Annotated in this window: 17 protein-coding genes; 10 read left to right on the top strand and 7 right to left on the bottom strand. The window is 46.5% G+C overall.

Annotation, left to right across the window (positions count from 1 at the left end):
• Window positions 1-8: 8 nt before the first annotated feature.
• The 3 genes from radC to rpmG all read left to right on the top strand — a co-directional run bounded on the left by radC (window position 9) and on the right by rpmG (window position 1,261).
• The gene (gene radC, locus ICN36_RS05330) at window positions 9-704 is read left to right on the top strand and encodes a DNA repair protein RadC (RefSeq protein WP_370623427.1); all 696 of its coding nucleotides are present in this window, start codon (window positions 9-11) and stop codon (window positions 702-704) included.
• Between the two features lie 144 nt (window positions 705-848).
• A complete protein-coding gene (gene rpmB / locus ICN36_RS05325) occupies window positions 849-1,082 on the top strand; it encodes a 50S ribosomal protein L28 (protein ID WP_011903570.1) in 234 nt (77 codons plus the stop codon).
• 11 nt (window positions 1,083-1,093) lie between these two features.
• Window positions 1,094-1,261 (top strand): 50S ribosomal protein L33, encoded by a 168-nt coding sequence (rpmG, locus tag ICN36_RS05320; protein ID WP_015421876.1) that lies wholly within the window; start codon window positions 1,094-1,096, stop codon window positions 1,259-1,261.
• Between the two features lie 77 nt (window positions 1,262-1,338).
• On the opposite strand, the gene ICN36_RS05315 is transcribed toward rpmG, so the two are convergent.
• The 3 genes from ICN36_RS05315 to purN are packed head-to-tail and all read right to left on the bottom strand — an operon-like array spanning window position 1,339 to window position 4,746.
• Window positions 1,339-2,532 carry an acyl-CoA desaturase gene (locus tag ICN36_RS05315; protein WP_216227350.1) on the bottom strand — a complete coding sequence of 398 codons (1,194 nt, stop codon included), beginning with the start codon at window positions 2,530-2,532 and terminating at the stop codon, window positions 1,339-1,341.
• A 28-nt stretch (window positions 2,533-2,560) separates the two neighbouring features.
• Entirely contained in the window at window positions 2,561-4,120 is a 1,560-nt protein-coding gene (locus ICN36_RS05310; RefSeq protein WP_216227349.1) for an RsmB/NOP family class I SAM-dependent RNA methyltransferase, read from the bottom strand.
• Window positions 4,117-4,746, bottom strand: coding sequence for a phosphoribosylglycinamide formyltransferase (gene purN / locus ICN36_RS05305; protein ID WP_216227348.1), 630 nt, complete (start codon window positions 4,744-4,746; stop codon window positions 4,117-4,119). Before purN ends, ICN36_RS05310 begins: the two co-directional genes overlap by 4 nt.
• Window positions 4,747-4,785: 39 nt before the next feature.
• Between purN and ICN36_RS05300 the strand changes: the two genes are divergently transcribed.
• Genes ICN36_RS05300 through dut form a run of 5 tightly spaced genes read left to right on the top strand, consistent with a single transcriptional unit; the run spans window position 4,786 to window position 10,785 of the window.
• Entirely contained in the window at window positions 4,786-5,736 is a 951-nt protein-coding gene (locus tag ICN36_RS05300) for a bifunctional riboflavin kinase/FAD synthetase (protein ID WP_216227347.1), read from the top strand.
• Window positions 5,711-8,590 carry an isoleucine--tRNA ligase gene (ileS, locus tag ICN36_RS05295; RefSeq protein ID WP_370623450.1) on the top strand — a complete coding sequence of 960 codons (2,880 nt, stop codon included), beginning with the start codon at window positions 5,711-5,713 and terminating at the stop codon, window positions 8,588-8,590. The genes ICN36_RS05300 and ileS overlap by 26 nt, the downstream gene beginning before the upstream one ends.
• A gap of 11 nt (window positions 8,591-8,601) precedes the next feature.
• Complete coding sequence (gene lspA, locus ICN36_RS05290) at window positions 8,602-9,093, top strand: signal peptidase II (RefSeq protein WP_216227345.1); 492 nt, start codon at window positions 8,602-8,604, stop codon at window positions 9,091-9,093.
• 9 nt (window positions 9,094-9,102) lie between these two features.
• Window positions 9,103-10,314 carry a bifunctional phosphopantothenoylcysteine decarboxylase/phosphopantothenate--cysteine ligase CoaBC gene (gene coaBC / locus ICN36_RS05285; RefSeq protein WP_216227344.1) on the top strand — a complete coding sequence of 404 codons (1,212 nt, stop codon included), beginning with the start codon at window positions 9,103-9,105 and terminating at the stop codon, window positions 10,312-10,314.
• 21 nt (window positions 10,315-10,335) lie between these two features.
• On the top strand, window positions 10,336-10,785 hold the full coding sequence (dut, locus tag ICN36_RS05280) for a dUTP diphosphatase (protein WP_216227343.1): 450 nt from the start codon (window positions 10,336-10,338) through the stop codon (window positions 10,783-10,785).
• A 68-nt stretch (window positions 10,786-10,853) separates the two neighbouring features.
• Here the strand turns inward: dut and ICN36_RS05275 are convergent, their stop codons facing one another.
• From ICN36_RS05275 to clpS, 3 genes are read right to left on the bottom strand one after another with little or no spacing between them, the layout of a single operon-like run.
• A complete protein-coding gene (locus tag ICN36_RS05275; RefSeq protein WP_068320954.1) occupies window positions 10,854-11,087 on the bottom strand; it encodes a hypothetical protein in 234 nt (77 codons plus the stop codon).
• Between the two features lie 42 nt (window positions 11,088-11,129).
• On the bottom strand, window positions 11,130-13,436 hold the full coding sequence (clpA, locus tag ICN36_RS05270; RefSeq protein ID WP_216227342.1) for an ATP-dependent Clp protease ATP-binding subunit ClpA: 2,307 nt from the start codon (window positions 13,434-13,436) through the stop codon (window positions 11,130-11,132).
• The gene (gene clpS / locus ICN36_RS05265) at window positions 13,433-13,789 is read right to left on the bottom strand and encodes an ATP-dependent Clp protease adapter ClpS (protein ID WP_216227703.1); all 357 of its coding nucleotides are present in this window, start codon (window positions 13,787-13,789) and stop codon (window positions 13,433-13,435) included. Before clpS ends, clpA begins: the two co-directional genes overlap by 4 nt.
• A 276-nt stretch (window positions 13,790-14,065) precedes the next feature.
• Here clpS and ICN36_RS05260 point away from each other — a divergent pair, with 276 nt between their 5' ends.
• Together ICN36_RS05260 and ICN36_RS05255 are read left to right on the top strand one after the other, a co-directional pair.
• Window positions 14,066-14,269 carry a cold-shock protein gene (locus tag ICN36_RS05260; protein WP_011903586.1) on the top strand — a complete coding sequence of 68 codons (204 nt, stop codon included), beginning with the start codon at window positions 14,066-14,068 and terminating at the stop codon, window positions 14,267-14,269.
• Window positions 14,270-14,353: 84 nt separating this feature from the next.
• Window positions 14,354-14,803: a DUF192 domain-containing protein gene (locus tag ICN36_RS05255; protein ID WP_216227341.1), complete on the top strand. Its 450-nt coding sequence runs from the start codon at window positions 14,354-14,356 to the stop codon at window positions 14,801-14,803.
• Window positions 14,804-14,816: 13 nt separating this feature from the next.
• Here ICN36_RS05255 and ICN36_RS05250 read toward each other — a convergent pair whose 3' ends face one another.
• Window positions 14,817-15,557, bottom strand: a complete 741-nt coding sequence (locus tag ICN36_RS05250; RefSeq protein WP_216227340.1) for an alpha/beta hydrolase — start codon at window positions 15,555-15,557, stop codon at window positions 14,817-14,819.
• Window positions 15,558-15,791 lie beyond the last annotated feature (234 nt).

Genomic DNA, 15,791 nt, shown 5'->3' with positions numbered 1-15,791 from the left:
CGCTAGCTGTGCACTCCCCAATTACAGCTTGGCCCAAAAATGAGCAGCCCCGAGAAAAACTACGCTTAAATGGTGCTGCATCACTTTCTGATGCTGAACTACTGGCCATCTTTTTGCGGGTTGGGGTACAGGGTAAAAGCGCTGTTGCTCTAGCCAAAGATCTACTGCACCATTTTGGAAGCTTGCCCCGCTTATTGCTGAGCTCTCCTGAAGAATTCACCCGAATACACGGCATGGGACTCTCCAAATGGTCACAAATTCAGGCGGCATATGAACTTGTTAAGCGCAGCCTTGAAGACGGTCTAAGCCAAGACCCTATCTTTTCATCACCCAACCACGTTAGAGAGTTCTTGCAGGCAAAAATAGGTCGCCTCCCACATGAGGTATTCCTATGCCTCTATCTGGACTCACGCCTCCATTTGATCGAATGTGATGAGCTGTTTAGGGGGTCGATCACCCAAACAGCCATCTACCCCCGCGAAATCCTCAAAGAGGCCCTTGCCAAAAATGCCAGCGCCCTGATCGTTGCTCATAACCACCCTAGCGGCAATCCTTTACCTAGCAATGCTGACCAGGAACTTACGAAACTGTTGGCAAACGCCTTACAAATGGTGGATATTCAGCTACTAGATCATTGCATTGTGAGTGGCAGTGGTTTTTTCTCTTTTTTAGATTCTGGCCTTATGGATAATGGTAATAAATGATAGTAATCACTAACTTATTAACCAAAATTGTATCTAGGCACATGCCTTATTTCCAATTCCCCCTCAAGAAAGCTATTTAAGGCTAGCCCAAAATGGGCTGGGACTGATACAATCTTCTTTTTTCGCAATTAATGGAGTTATGTCATGGCAAAAGTTTGCCAAGTCACTGGGAAGAAGCCGATGGTTGGCAACAATGTATCCCATGCAAACAATAAAACGAAGCGTCGCTTTTTGCCGAATTTGCAAAACCGTCGTTTCTGGGTTGAATCTGAAAACCGTTGGATTAGCTTGCGCTTAACCAATGCTGGTTTGCGCGTTATCGACAAGAACGGCATCGATGCTGTGTTGTCTGATCTACGTGCACGTGGCGAAATTTAAGGAGCGCATAAATGGCTAAAGGCGGCAGAGAAAAAATCAAGTTAGAGTCATCAGCAGGTACTGGTCACTTCTACACAACTTCAAAAAACAAGCGTACAAAGCCTGAGAAAATGGAGATCATGAAGTTCGATCCTACTATTCGCAAGCACGTTGCTTACAAAGAAACAAAGCTGAAGTAAGGCATTAATTAAATACTTACTGGCAGCAAATAAAAAACCCGCTACATCAGCGGGTTTTTTATTATCTAGAAATTGATTTAAGCGTAGCGACGTAGACGCAAAGAGAACTCACGCAGACTTGATAAGCCACTTTCTTCTGCATGCTGACACCAAGTGTGCAACTGAGAAAGCAATTGCTCTTTGGTGGCACTAGAGCGACCCCAGATGGCCTGGAGATCACGGCGCATCTCAATCATTTTGCGTAGCTGCGCATTGCTAGCCATAAGTTCTTCTAACTTCACCTTCTCTTCTGCACTCAGGCGTGATTCATCTTTAGCCAACCAAGTGCGAGCATCGCCTAGATGCGCTGCCAAGACTTGCATGTGCTGAACTTCATTATTGAAGAAGCGGCGCAATGTCTTGCTATAACGCGCCATGATTTCATAGCGGTTCGCGATGATAGCTTCAAGAGTATTTTGATCGGCGGGACGCAAGTCGCTTAATACTGGCTTGGGTGGGGTCTTCTTCACCGTAGCTAAACCAACAGCGCTCATGATCTGGATATACATCCAACCAATATCAAACTCGTACCATTTGTTAGATAGCTTCGCACTAGTTGCGAAGGTGTGATGATTGTTATGCAATTCTTCGCCACCAATCAAAATACCCCAAGGCACAATATTTCTGGAGGCATCTTCACAGTCAAAGCTGCGATAACCCCAAAAGTGGCCGATACCATTAATGACTCCGGCAGCAGTAATTGGGATCCACAGCATTTGTACTGCCCAAACAGTTAAACCAACTGCACCAAATAAAAACACATCAATGATGAGCATGATGGCAACTCCCTGCCAAGAGAACTTGGAATAGATGTTGTGCTCAACCCAGTCATCAGGCGTGCCATGTCCAAACTTGTCTAAAGTCTCTTGATTGGCAGCTTCTTTTTTGTAGAGCTCAGCGCCACGAGAGAGAACAGTATTAATTCCTAAAACTTGTGGGCTATGTGGATCGTCGACTGTCTCACATTTAGCATGGTGCTTGCGATGAATCGCAGCCCATTCTTTGGTAACCATGCCTGTAGTTAGCCAAAGCCAAAAACGGAAAAAATGAGAGACGATAGGATGCAGTTCTAGAGCACGATGCGCTTGGCAGCGGTGCAAGTAAATAGTGACTGCTGCAATCGTGATGTGAGTGACTATCAGAGTGAAAACGATAATCTTCCACCAAGACCAATCCAAATATCCATTCGCAAGCCAATGGAGGAACAAATCAAAACCTGAAGCTGTATTCAAAAGGGAATCCCTAAAGAGGTCTAAAACTCTATTTTAGTTCTTTAGGCGCCTTCTTGTTTTTGACCTTAGTCTCTTTTTCATCGCCTATTTCAGACTTGGGAACTGGTGCAGCAACTTTCTTCTGGAATACCGCCCCAAAGAAGCCGTCTGTTCCGTGAATATGCGGCCATAACTGCCACCAAGGATTATCGAGGCTGCATCCTAAAGGTAATTTTTCCTTTGGAAACAATGGCTTAAGAACTTCTGCGGCTGGAACAACCTCAAATTGCGGGTGATTTGCCAAAAATTCCTCGGCAATTGCCTGATTTTCCTGAGGCAATAGGCTGCAGGTGGCATAAACCAAACGTCCGCCTGGCTTTAACAGACGGGCCGCGGAGGCCAAGATGCTTCTTTGCTTTTGATTTAGCTCTAACACCCCTTCTGGGGTCTGGCGCCACTTCAAGTCTGGATTGCGGCGCAAAGTACCCATTCCACTACAAGGGGCATCTACCAGAACACGATCAATCTTTCCGGCCAAGCGCTTGATCTTGGCGTCGTTCTCACTATCAATCCACACCGGATGGACATTTGAGAGGCCGCTACGAGCCTGCCGCGGCTTCAAATTGGCTAAGCGGCGCTCTGACGTATCCAAGGCATATAAACGCCCTGTGGAGCGCATGATCGCTCCAATCGCCAAAGTCTTACCGCCGGCACCAGCGCAAAAGTCAACGACCATCTCGCCGCGCTTAGGTGCGAGCAAGTAAGCCAAGAGTTGACTGCCTTCATCTTGCACTTCAAACATGCCCGCTTTAAAGCCTGCAGTATTTTGTAAAGCTGGCTTACCCATGATGCGCACACCATCAGGCGCGTATGGAGTTGGGATTGCTTGGTAGCGACCACCCAATGCATTCATCTGTGCGAGCAACTCTTCGCGATTGGTTTTCATGGTGTTCGCACGTAAATCTAAAAGCGCTGGATGCATTAATGACTTAGCCAGTTCTTCGCGAGATTCCTCACCAGGATATTTGCCGAATGCATCCCATAACCACTCTGGCAAATTGTTCCGCACGAGAGGATTTAATGCTGCGGGATCAACTGTTGCAAAACGTTGCAGCCACTCATATTCTCCCGTCTTCAGTACGTGTGCTAAATCAGCAATTGCGCTCTCAGCACGATTAGCAGAACCTAGCCCGCCTTCAGACAGAGCAGACAGCAAACCCAATAGGGCTAAGCGTCTAGCCTGAGAGCCTTCACCACTAGAAGCGAATTGGGAGAACTCATTTTTACGACGTAAAATAGCAAATGCGCTTTCAGCAATCAAAGCACGATCGCGATTTCCAAGTTGTTTCTCTTCTCTGAAATAACGACTGACTACTCGGTCAGCTGGCTGTTCAAAACTAAGCAATTCTGGAAGTAAACGCTCAAGATGAATCGCATGCTGTGGCAATGCTTTGGCGTTTGAAAAATTCTTCTGCCCTTCGGGCGCAATGAGATTACCGCTGGCATTGCGGCGCTCGGGACGACGCAACGGATCTTTCGATTTCGTTGCGTAACTTTTATGGGGGGCTAGTCTGCTACCAGATCTGCGGGGTGGACGTTCTGCACTCATAATTTAAAAAATTGCGACTCCGGGGGTTGTAACTTCACTTGATTACCTTCTATGCGCAATCGTCCATCAAGGAACCATTTTACGGCCCGCGGGTAAATTTGATGCTCAGCAGACAAAACACGGGCGGCCAGAGTGTCTGGATCGTCGCCATCAAGCACTGGAACAGAGGCCTGACAGATGATGGGGCCCTCATCCACACCCTCATTCACAAAGTGAACAGTGGCGCCATGTTCCTTCACTCCCGCCTCCAAAGCCCGTTCATGGGTATGTAAACCAGGGAAGGCAGGCAGTAAGGCAGGATGAATATTGACCAATCGCCCCTCGAAATGACGAATAAATCCTGGAGTCAGAATTCTCATAAAGCCCGCAAGAACCACTAAATCAGCCCCCAAGGCATCAATCTGTGCAATTAAAGCGGCATCAAAGGATTCGCGGGTCGGATGCGCCTTATGGTCAATGGCAAAGGCTGGGATACCCTGCGAGCGAGCAAAATCAAGGCCCTTAGCCGCTGAGTGATTCGCTATGACCCCGGCAAATGTAGCTGGCCATTGCTCTTTTTGAGCTGTTTTGACAATGGCCTCGAAATTAGATCCGCGGCCGGAGATTAAGGTGACGATAGAAGGCATGCCCACAATATAATTGATGGCTACCCTGAAAGCGATTTTGTGAACGTATTCCGTGGCCCCACCCAGTTTTCTGCAGGACCAGCTTGTGCCTTAACCATCGGCAATTTCGATGGCGTGCACAGGGGTCATCGCGCCCTGCTGAAAGAACTCGTTGATGGGGCGAAGGAGCGAGACTTGGTCAGCTGCGTGATGACCTTTGAGCCGCATCCAAAGGAATTCTTTTCTCCTGAACAAGCACCACCCCGCATTTTGAATCTGCGCGATAAATTAGCCGCTCTTTCCAACCTCGGAATTGATCGTGTTGTTGTTGAACATTTCAACTCTGCGTTTGCCAAACTTTCTCCCGAAGAATTTGTTTCAGAAATTATTGTCAAAAGACTGAACGCAAAGTGGCTCTTGATTGGCGATGACTTTTGCTATGGCGCAAAACGTGCAGGTAACTTTGCTAGCTTAAAAGCTGCTGGTGAAAAATATGGTTTTGAAGTATTCAGCATTCAAACCATTCAACAAGATGGTGAACGTATCTCCAGCTCAGCATTACGTACTGCACTTGCAAATGGAGATATGGAATTAGCTGAAAAGTTATTAGGTCGTCCTTATGGAATTTCCGGTCATGTCATTCATGGTCAAAAACTGGGGCGTCAGCTTGGCTTTCCTACTTTGAATTTAGCAGTTGCTAATCACTTACATCATCGCAAACCGGCAACAACTGGAATCTTTACGGCACAGGTTTTAGGTCTCGCAGAGAAACCTCTTCCAGCAGTTGCCAGCTTGGGCGTTAGGCCGACAGTAGAAGATGAGGGCAGGGTTTTACTTGAGACCCATATTTTTGATTACAACGCGGATGTTTACGGAAAAATTATTACTGTAGAACTATTAGAAAAAATACGTGACGAGGCGAAGTACTCAGACCTCGAAACCCTTACACAAGCGATTGCAGCAGATGCAGCGCATGCCAGAAATTATTTCCAGAAAAAAGCTTATGTCTGAAAAAGAAAACTCTTATCCCGTTAATCTACTAGATACTTCATTTCCAATGCGAGGAGATCTAGCCAAGCGTGAGCCTCAGTGGGTTGCAGGATGGCAAAAAAATAAGCTCTACGAAAAGATTCGTGCAGCGCATGCAAACCAGCCAAAGTTCATCTTGCATGATGGACCTCCTTATGCAAATGGTGACATTCATATTGGTCATGCAGTCAATAAGATTCTGAAAGACATGATTGTGAAGTCTCGCTGGCTCATGGGCTTTGACTCTGTTTATGTTCCTGGCTGGGATTGCCATGGCATGCCGATTGAAATTCAGATTGAAAAAGAATTTGGCAAAAATTTACCGACTGCTGAAGTGCAATCTAAGGCGCGCGCTTACGCTCATGTCCAGGTAGAAAAGCAGAAGAAAGATTTTGAACGTTTAGGCGTACTGGGAGATTGGAATAACCCCTATCTCACCATGAACTTCCGTAACGAAGCAGATGAAATACGAGCGCTGGGCAAGATTTGGAAAAAAGGCTACGTCTTCCGCGGCCTAAAACCAGTCAACTGGTGTTTTGATTGCGGCTCTGCACTCGCTGAAGCTGAAGTGGAATACCAAGACAAAACTGACCCAACCGTTGACGTCGGCTTTGCTTTCGATGATGCACAACGCCCACAACTGGCAAAAGCTTTTGGTCTTGAAGAGCTGCCAAATAAACCGGGTCAGATCGTTATTTGGACAACAACTCCTTGGACTATTCCTGCAAACCAGGCAATGAATGTCAATCCAGAGCTCACATATGCACTAGTTGATGTTGGCGATAAATTATTAATCCTCGCAAAAGATCGTGTTGATACTTGCTTAGAAGATTACGGTCTTGAAGGTAAAGTTATTGCAACCTGTACTGGCAGCCAGCTTGCGAATATTTCCTTCTGGCACCCCTTAGCTTCCTTGCACGAGGGCTATAAGCGCCTGTCACCAATTTATCCAGCTGAATACGTCACGCTCGATACTGGCACAGGTGTTGTTCACTCTGCGCCCGCTTATGGCGAGGAAGACTTTAAGTCCTGCAAGGCCAACAAGCTTGCCGATAAAGATATTCTGAACCCAGTGATGGGCAATGGTGTGTATGCATCTTGGTTGCCACTTTTTGCCAACGAATACATCTGGAAAGCAAATCCAAAGATTGTTGAGGCCATGCGCGAAGCAGGTAGCCTCCTACGCGATAAAACGTATACCCATTCCTATATGCATTGTTGGCGCCATAAGTCGCCCATTATTTACCGCGCCACATCACAATGGTTTGCGAGCATGGATAAAAAACCATCTGATGGCAAAGCTAGCTTGCGCGAGACTGCATTAGCAGGGATTGATAGCACTGAGTTCTTCCCAGCATGGGGCAAACAACGTTTAAGCAGCATGATTGCCAATCGCCCTGATTGGACTTTGTCACGTCAACGTCAATGGGGTGTCCCAATGGCTTTCTTTGTTCACAAAGAAAGTGGTGAGCCACATCCACGCACTGTTGAACTACTTGAAGAGATTGCTAAGCGCGTAGAAAAAGAGGGTATTGAAGCCTGGCAGAAGTTAGAAGTTGCCGAATTACTGGGTGACGAAGCTGCTCAATATGAAAAGAATCGCGACACCTTAGACGTGTGGTTTGACTCTGGCACAACCCACTGGCACGTCATTCGCGGTTCACACCGCGATGAGTTGTTAACTGCCGAAGCAGAAACTCTAAACGGTCGTTTAGCTGATTTATATCTAGAAGGTTCCGACCAACACCGCGGTTGGTTCCACTCATCCTTGCTCACTGGCGCTATGCTCGATGGCAAGCCGCCCTACAAAGCACTCCTTACGCACGGCTTTACTGTCGATGGCCAAGGCCGCAAGATGAGTAAGTCCGTAGGTAATGTGATTGCCCCCCAACAAGTAGCAGATAAGCTGGGCGCTGAGATCATTCGCCTTTGGGTTGCTTCAACCGACTACTCTGGAGAAATGACGATCTCGGATGAGATCCTCAAACGCGTTACTGAAAGCTATCGCCGTATTCGCAATACTTTGCGCTTCTTATTAGCCAACCTGTCAGATTTTGATCCTAGCAAACATACGATGCCCGCTGATCAGTGGTTAGAAATCGATCGCTACGCCGTTGCCCTAGCTAATCAATTACAGAATGATGTTGAGGCCCATTACAAGGCATATGAATTCCAACCTGCAGTTGCTCGCATGTTGACTTTCTGCTCTGAAGATTTGGGTGGCTTCTATTTAGACATTCTCAAGGACCGTCTCTATACAAGCGCACCGGACTCACCAGATCGCCGTGCTGCACAGAATGCCTTATTTCACATCACTCGCAATCTCTTAAAGTGGCTCTCCCCATTCCTCTCCTTCACGGCTGAAGAAGCTTGGAAAGATTTCCCACATGGCACAGGAAGCAATCCTGCAGAATCCATCTTCATGGAAGAGTTTGGCAAGTTCCCGCAAATTTCTCACGCCGATGAATTGCTTGCCAAATGGGATCGTATTCGTGAAATCCGTTCTGAGGTGACTAAAGCAATTGAAGTGGAGCGTGCAGCAGGCAATGTAGGCTCATCATTGCAAGCAGAATTGACGATCAAAGTGGGTGATATTGATTTCGCTATTTTGCACTCATTGGAAGATGATTTACGCTTTGTGACCATTACCTCTAGTGCCAACATTGAGCTCAACAATGAGGGACTGGAAGTCTTGGTGCGTGGCAGCCAATACAAAAAATGTGGCCGCTGCTGGCATCACACTAAAGATGTAGGAAGCAATGCTGATCACCCTGAACTGTGTGGACGTTGCATTAGCAATCTATTTGGTGATGGTGATCATCGCCTCTTTGCTTAAGAAGTCACCACATGAAAAGTCTTGCTCTACCTCGTTACCTAGCAATTGCTGTGATCGTCCTATTGCTAGATCAACTTAGCAAGTGGTCCGCGCTAAGCAATTTGCAAATGGGTGTGCCTGAACCAGTTCTTCCCATCCTAAATTGGTTGCTTCTCTTCAATCCTGGTGCAGCATTTTCATTTCTGGCGCAAGGCTCTGGTTGGCAGCGCTGGTTCTTTACTATTCTCGGTCTAGCAGCATCTGTCTACATTATTTGGCTTCTTTATAAAAGCCAAAGCGACAAATTGCTCTGTATTGCTCTTAGCCTAATCTTGGGTGGCGCACTAGGAAATGTCTTGGATCGTGTGATGTATGGCGCTGTAGTCGACTTTATTGATGTGCATTACGGCAACTGGCATTGGCCAGCATTTAATATCGCCGATAGCGCCATCTGTATTGGAGCGGCCCTCATCATTTGGGGTGAATTACGTAAGTCATTTGGCAAATCTGCCCAATCCCATTAAGCTGGCGCCATGCAATCACTTTTAAATAAGAAGATCGTTCTCGGTATCTCTGGCGGCATTGCAGCATATAAAGCCCCTGAGCTTGCTCGTCAATTGATGCAAGAAGGCGCTTCTGTACAAGTCGTGATGACCGAGGCTGCCCAGCAGTTTGTTACTCCTGTAACCATGCAGGCCCTCACTGGCAATCCAGTTTACTTAAGCCAATGGGATAGCACTATTCCAAATAATATGGCGCACATTGAGCTATCTCGCTCAGCAGATGCCATTCTGATTGCTCCCGCAAGCGCTGATCTGATGGCCAAACTTTCATTAGGCTTGGCTGATGACTTATTAACTACGCTTTGCCTTGCCAGAGACTGCCCCCTGCTACTTACCCCGGCAATGAATAAGCAGATGTGGGAGCATGCGGCGACCCAAAGAAGTGCAAACCGACTTTTAGATGATGGCGTTACCCTCTTAGGTCCCGCCAGCGGTTTTCAAGCTTGTGGTGAAGTTGGTATGGGCAGAATGCTTGAGCCCGCCGAAATCACTGAACAAGTCATCTCCTTCTTTCAGAAAAAATCTTTAGCTGGCAAAAAAGTATTGATCACAGCGGGTCCTACATTTGAAGCGATTGATCCAGTGCGCGGCATTACCAATCACAGCTCAGGAAAAATGGGTTTTGCTATTGCAAGAGCGGCTATTGAAGCTGGTGCTCAAGTTCATTTAATTGCTGGACCATGTGATCTTGATACCCCGCTTGAAGCTACTGGACAAATTACCCGCACAAACGTGGTTAGTGCCAAGGAAATGCATGCTGCCACTCTCAAAGCGACTGACTGCGATATCTTCTTTGCGGTAGCTGCGGTTGCTGACTGGGGCATTGCTACGCCTGCAAAAGAAAAGATCAAGCGCCAAGGAAATGAAGCACCAAATCTAGAATTTGTTGCCAATCCAGACATTCTTCTCGATATTGCTAAAGCAGCAAAGACTAAAGCTGGTAAGCCATATCCATACTGTATAGGCTTTGCAGCTGAGTCAACCGATCTTGAGAAACATGCTGATGAGAAGCGCAAGCGCAAAGGCATTCCAATGATTGTTGGCAATATCGGTCCCGATACCTTTGGTAGCGATCTCAATCAACTAATCGTCATTGATTCTGCTGGCAGCAAAAAACTTGCTAAGGCAGAAAAACTACACCTAGCGCGTCAACTAATTGCGCTAGTTGCCAAGAAAATTTAAATCCCCGCTTTAGGAAATTTCATGCAATCACTCCAAGTCAAAATTCTCGATGAACGTATGCGCGACCAGTTGCCAGCTTATGGCACCCCTGGAAGTGCTGGATTAGATCTACGTGCGTGTATTGATGAAGCGATTGAGATTGCCCCTGGGCAGACTGTTCTTGTACCCACTGGTTTAGCGATTTACGTGGAAGATCCACGCTATGCTGCATTTATTCTGCCGCGCTCTGGCCTAGGTCATAAGCATGGCATCGTTCTTGGCAACTTGGTTGGCCTGATTGACTCTGACTATCAAGGCCAGCTCATGGTGAGCACCTGGAATCGTGGCTCAACGCCATTTAAGCTTGAACCGATGGAACGTTTGGCTCAATTGGTTGTGATGCCCGTACAACAAGTAGAGCTCAAGGTTGTTGAAGAGTTCACTGAAAGCAGTCGTGGTGCTGGTGGATTTGGAAGTACCGGCAGAGCTTAAAGAAATAAGTAGCAATGACTCATAGAAAAAGCCACCCGCAGGTGGCTTTTCTTTTAAGCATTAGTTTCTTACTTACGAATATGCGCTTTACGAGCAGCATCTTGTGACATACCGGCACCAGCACCTTCACGAGACTCTTTTTCAGCGGTAATTTCTTTGCGACGCTCTTTGCAAGAGCCGGCAATCTCTTGCAACGCCTTGCGTGCACGAGCTGCAGAAGCTTTGATCCCTTTGCCTTGAAACTTTTCGTTCTCAGCTTTGTAAGTTTCAAAAGCTTCTAGTAATTTATCGTGATGAGACATATTTTCCTTTTTGGTTGGTAACTACTTAAATAAGTTGTTTAATCAAATTTCTTCAGCGGGCGCTATATCAGCTTTAGTCCGCTTACCCGGCAATACTGGGGCTTCAAAGTTCAGTAGTACCTTACCATCGGCGTCAATATCGACATCAATATGGCCACCTTGGGCTAACTTGCCAAACAAAAGTTCATCAGCAAGCGCCTTACGCACGGTGTCTTGAATAATGCGCTGCATTGGACGCGCACCCATTAAAGGATCAAAGCCATGCTTAGCCAAATGCGCTCGCAATGCCGGGCTGAAAGTTGCATCCACTTTCTTCTCGTGAAGCTGCTCTTCTAGCTGCATCAAAAATTTATCCACAACGCGCATGATGATCGATTCATCAAGAGCTTTGAAGGAAACAATGGCATCCAAGCGATTGCGGAACTCTGGCGTGAAGAACTTCTTAATGTCAGCCATCTCATCACCAGACTCACGCGCATTGGTAAAGCCAATGGTTGATTTCTGCATTGCTTCTGCCCCAGCATTCGTGGTCATGATAATAATCACATTGCGGAAATCAGTCTTACGGCCATTGTTATCCGTTAGTGTGCCGTGATCCATCACCTGCAAAAGAATATTGAAGATGTCAGGATGGGCCTTCTCGATTTCATCAAGCAAGAGAACGCAATGTGGCTTTTTATTTACAGCCTCAGTAAGTAAGCCACCCTGATCAAATCCTACATAGCCTGGAGGTGCGCCAATCAAACGGCTCACCGCATGACGCTCCATGTACTCAGACATATCAAAGCGCAGAAGCTCAATACCCAAAATGTAAGCGAGCTGTTTTGCAACCTCGGTCTTACCTACACCTGTCGGACCGGAGAATAGGAACGAACCAATTGGTCTATCAATCTTCCCAAGGCCAGCACGTGTCATCTTAATGGCGCTAGCTAAGGCCTCAATTGCAGGATCCTGACCGAAGACCACGCTCCTAATATCGCGATCCAAAGTCTGGAGCTTACTGCGGTCATCTACAGTAACTGATTGTGGCGGTATGCGCGCTATCTTAGCCACAATCTCCTCGATCTCTGGACGACCAATGGTTTTCTTCTGCTTGGACTTCGGCAAAATACGTTGGGCAGCGCCCGCTTCATCGATCACATCAATTGCTTTGTCGGGCAAATGGCGGTCATTAATGTAACGCGCAGAGAGCTCGGCAGCAGCAACCAATGCACCAGCAGCATATTTGACGCTATGGTGCTCTTCAAAACGTGATTTCAAGCCACGTAGAATCTGCACTGTTTGATCTACTGTTGGCTCTACAACATCCACCTTCTGGAAACGACGTGATAAAGCCGCATCCTTTTCAAAGATGCCACGATATTCTGTAAAGGTGGTTGCGCCGATACACTTCAACTGACCGTTAGACAATGCAGGCTTCAATAAATTACTAGCATCCAATGTTCCACCAGAAGCTGCACCTGCTCCAATTAGCGTGTGAATCTCATCAATAAATAAAACACCGTGCGTATGATCTTTAAGGGACTTCAGAACACTCTTCAAGCGCTGCTCAAAATCACCGCGGTACTTAGTGCCCGCCAAAAGCGCGCCCATATCTAATGAATAGACAGTTGCATCGGCCAAGATATCAGGCACATCGCCCTTAACGATTCTCCAAGCCAAGCCTTCGGCTATAGCAGTTTTGCCTACACCAGCCTCACCCACCAGAAGTGGATTGTTCTTGCGGCGACGGCACAGCACTTGAATCACACGCTCCACTTCACTCTCGCGGCCAATCAATGGGTCAATCTTGCCTTGACGGGCCAAGGTATTGAGGTTCTGGGTGTACTGCTCAAGAGGGCTTTCTTTGCCAGAAGCGCTAGATTCCTCAGTTTCCTGAGAAGGTTCAACGGGCTTCACATGCTCGGACTGATCTTTGCGCACACCATGACTAATGAAGTTCACAACGTCTAAGCGTGTAACGCCCTGTTGTTGCAAGAAATACACTGCATGCGAATCTTTTTCACCAAAGATTGCTACTAGTACATTTGCACCAGTCACTTCTTTCTTGCCATTCGCTGTGGACTGAACGTGCATGATGGCGCGTTGAATGACTCGCTGGAATCCTAGCGTAGGCTGCGTATCAACCTCGTCATTTCCCGGCACCACCGGTGTATTGTCATTAATAAAATTTTTGAGTTGGGTGCGCAGCTCTGCAATATTGACTGCGCAGGCCTTTAGGACCTCTACCGCGGTAGCGTTATCCAGTAAGGCTGCGAGCAAATGCTCGACCGTGATGAACTCGTGTCTAGATGCCCTTGCGTCAACAAACGCCATGTGCAAACTTACTTCTAATTCTTGGGCAATCATGCTTCCTCCATAGTGCACTGTAGTGGGTGACCCGCTTCACGGGAGAGTTCAATAACTTGATGCACTTTCGTAGCAGCAACATCGCGAGTAAATACTCCGCAAACGCCTTTGCCAACTAAATGTACTTGCAACATGATGCGTGTAGCTGTTTCATGATCCTTATTAAAATACTCCTGAATTACCATCACCACAAATTCCATTGGCGTGTAATCGTCATTCAATAGTAAAACTTTATACATTGAAGGCGCCTTAACTTGCTCGATTTGTTTTTCGAGAAGAACGGTGTCCTCAGCATACGGATTGCCGGGGTTGCCAGTAGTGGGATTTTTTGGAGCGCGACTCATGAGAAACATTCTAAACACAGATATTGAAACTTTAATTTACTAGGGTCTTGTTGTGAAAAACACGCAAAAACCCCTCCTAAATCTATATTGGGGCATTTTTTGATAAAAAAAGGGGTAAATACTGAGGGGTTGATGCATATAACTCCTTGACACCCCTGCAAAAAGGGCAAACAATCAAGGGGTAGGCTTCAAAAGAGGTTCTATTTAGGCGTGTTGTGGATTGAGACTGATTAAAAAGTATTTACCCTCATCACGGTTGTTTTAAGTTTATGTAATGGAGTTCGCATGGCGACCGGAATTGTTAAGTGGTTCAATGATGCAAAAGGTTTTGGCTTTATCAAACCTGATGATGGTGAAGAAGAGTTGTTCGCGCATTTCAGCGCAATTACTATGCCTGGGTTCAAAACCCTCAAGGAAAACCAAAAGGTAACGTTTGACATTACCCAAGGTCCTAAAGGCAAGCAAGCTACCAATATCCAAGCGGCTTAATAGTCCTTAGATCATTATTAAAAACCCAGGATTCGTTCCTGGGTTTTTTTTCGTCTGCAATTTGCCTCAATTAAAATGCACAGCATGCTCACTAATAAAGACCTTATGCGCAAACTATTTGCAATTCTTCTCCTCACAATTCCAAGCCTTGTCATTGCACAGGTTAATGTCGGCCTACCCACGATTGAATTAAAAGCGGGTATCTATCGCATTCAGGCTGAGCTGGCAGATACGCCAAAGGCCAGAGAGGTTGGCCTTATGAACCGCACCAGCATGCCAACTAATTCTGGAATGTTGTTTGTCTTTGAACAAAAGGCGGGGCATTGCTTCTGGATGAATAACACTAAGATCCCACTCTCCATTGCATTCATTGCAGATGACGGCAAGATTGTGAACATCGAAGAGATGCAGGCTGAAACCACCAACAACCATTGCCCTAAAGCAGCCGTGCGTTATGCGCTAGAGATGAATAAGCAGTGGTTCTCAGAAAGAGTAATTGTGCCGGGCGGTGTTATCAGCGGCCTGCCGAGATAATAGTGAGGCTTGCCTAGTTCTTTAATATGAATTGGGCAGCAGATTTCACAAACTCAGACTCCTTCTGATTAAATCCGTGATAAGCCCTTGAGCCGCAAACATCACCCTCGCTAATTCCGCCTTCGATCTGAATAAATTGGGAGGTCAATTTATTTGACCGTCCCTCGATAATTCTCTCGGAGGAGACTAATGGTGTAGAGCCACAGCTATCGTTCAAATGATGAATTGCCAGCACCGGCAACGTCACATCCGAGTCCACCGTTGCAGATCTATAAGTTCCTGCCACTATGACTCCAGCTATTAGTTTTTCTTTTTCCTTCCCGCCATTAACAAATTCGGTAACACTGACGGTACCCATGCTGTGCCCAAACACCCATACTGGTAGATTGAGCTTTTCTTTGTAATAAGTCACGACATTCAAAATTCTTTGTTGATGATCTCTAATGGATCGTGAATTTCGTAATCCAGCCCCTAAGTCATAAGGGGTATCCACTAAAACAGAATCAATTCCGTATTGAGCCCAGAGGTCCTTGGATCTGACAAAAGTATGGCCGTTAGTAGTTGAGCCGTCATCCTGCAGGTTTAAAACACCGCCGCCACCAGGAAATAATAAGACAACTGCCTTGGCATTTTTAACTGGGGTCAGCAATGTTCTGGTTGGAGCATCGTCTTTATAGGGAACATCAAAAACTTGGGAATACGCAGTAGTGGATATCAGTAACCCAATCGCAATAATGATGTGAATGATCTTCATTTGAAGATTCTTACATGGCGCAAAATAAAAAAACCACCCGCATGAACTGACCCCCAAAAGTTGGACATCAAGTCCAACCAAGGGGGTTTTGTTTTATGAGCAAATACAGTAAGCAGTTCAAACTAAAGGTAGTTAAGGAGTTTTTAAAGTCTGGTGGCCTCAAGCGGGTTGCCCATCTATTTAAGATTAGTCATGCTCAGGTCCGTAATTGGGTTTTAGCCCATCGGCTCCATG

Source organism: Polynucleobacter sp. UK-Gri1-W3 (genome assembly GCF_018881595.1).
Classification (GTDB): Bacteria; Pseudomonadota; Gammaproteobacteria; order Burkholderiales; family Burkholderiaceae; genus Polynucleobacter.
This window is presented reverse-complemented; position numbering and strand designations above follow the sequence as displayed.

Bases quoted from the DNA above. Each gene is read 5' to 3' on its own strand.
- rpmB (WP_011903570.1), top strand. From the start codon at position 849: ATGGCAAAAGTTTGCCAAGTCACTGGGAAGAAGCCGATGGTTGGCAAC.
- rpmG (WP_015421876.1), top strand. From the start codon at position 1,094: ATGGCTAAAGGCGGCAGAGAAAAAATCAAGTTAGAGTCATCAGCAGGT.
- ICN36_RS05310 (WP_216227349.1), bottom strand. From the start codon at position 4,120: ATGAGTGCAGAACGTCCACCCCGCAGATCTGGTAGCAGACTAGCCCCC.
- purN (WP_216227348.1), bottom strand. From the start codon at position 4,746: ATGCCTTCTATCGTCACCTTAATCTCCGGCCGCGGATCTAATTTCGAG.
- lspA (WP_216227345.1), top strand. From the start codon at position 8,602: ATGAAAAGTCTTGCTCTACCTCGTTACCTAGCAATTGCTGTGATCGTC.
- coaBC (WP_216227344.1), top strand. From the start codon at position 9,103: ATGCAATCACTTTTAAATAAGAAGATCGTTCTCGGTATCTCTGGCGGC.
- dut (WP_216227343.1), top strand. From the start codon at position 10,336: ATGCAATCACTCCAAGTCAAAATTCTCGATGAACGTATGCGCGACCAG.
- ICN36_RS05275 (WP_068320954.1), bottom strand. From the start codon at position 11,087: ATGTCTCATCACGATAAATTACTAGAAGCTTTTGAAACTTACAAAGCT.
- clpA (WP_216227342.1), bottom strand. From the start codon at position 13,436: ATGATTGCCCAAGAATTAGAAGTAAGTTTGCACATGGCGTTTGTTGAC.
- clpS (WP_216227703.1), bottom strand. From the start codon at position 13,789: ATGTTTCTCATGAGTCGCGCTCCAAAAAATCCCACTACTGGCAACCCC.
- ICN36_RS05260 (WP_011903586.1), top strand. From the start codon at position 14,066: ATGGCGACCGGAATTGTTAAGTGGTTCAATGATGCAAAAGGTTTTGGC.
- ICN36_RS05255 (WP_216227341.1), top strand. From the start codon at position 14,354: ATGCTCACTAATAAAGACCTTATGCGCAAACTATTTGCAATTCTTCTC.
- ICN36_RS05250 (WP_216227340.1), bottom strand. From the start codon at position 15,557: ATGAAGATCATTCACATCATTATTGCGATTGGGTTACTGATATCCACT.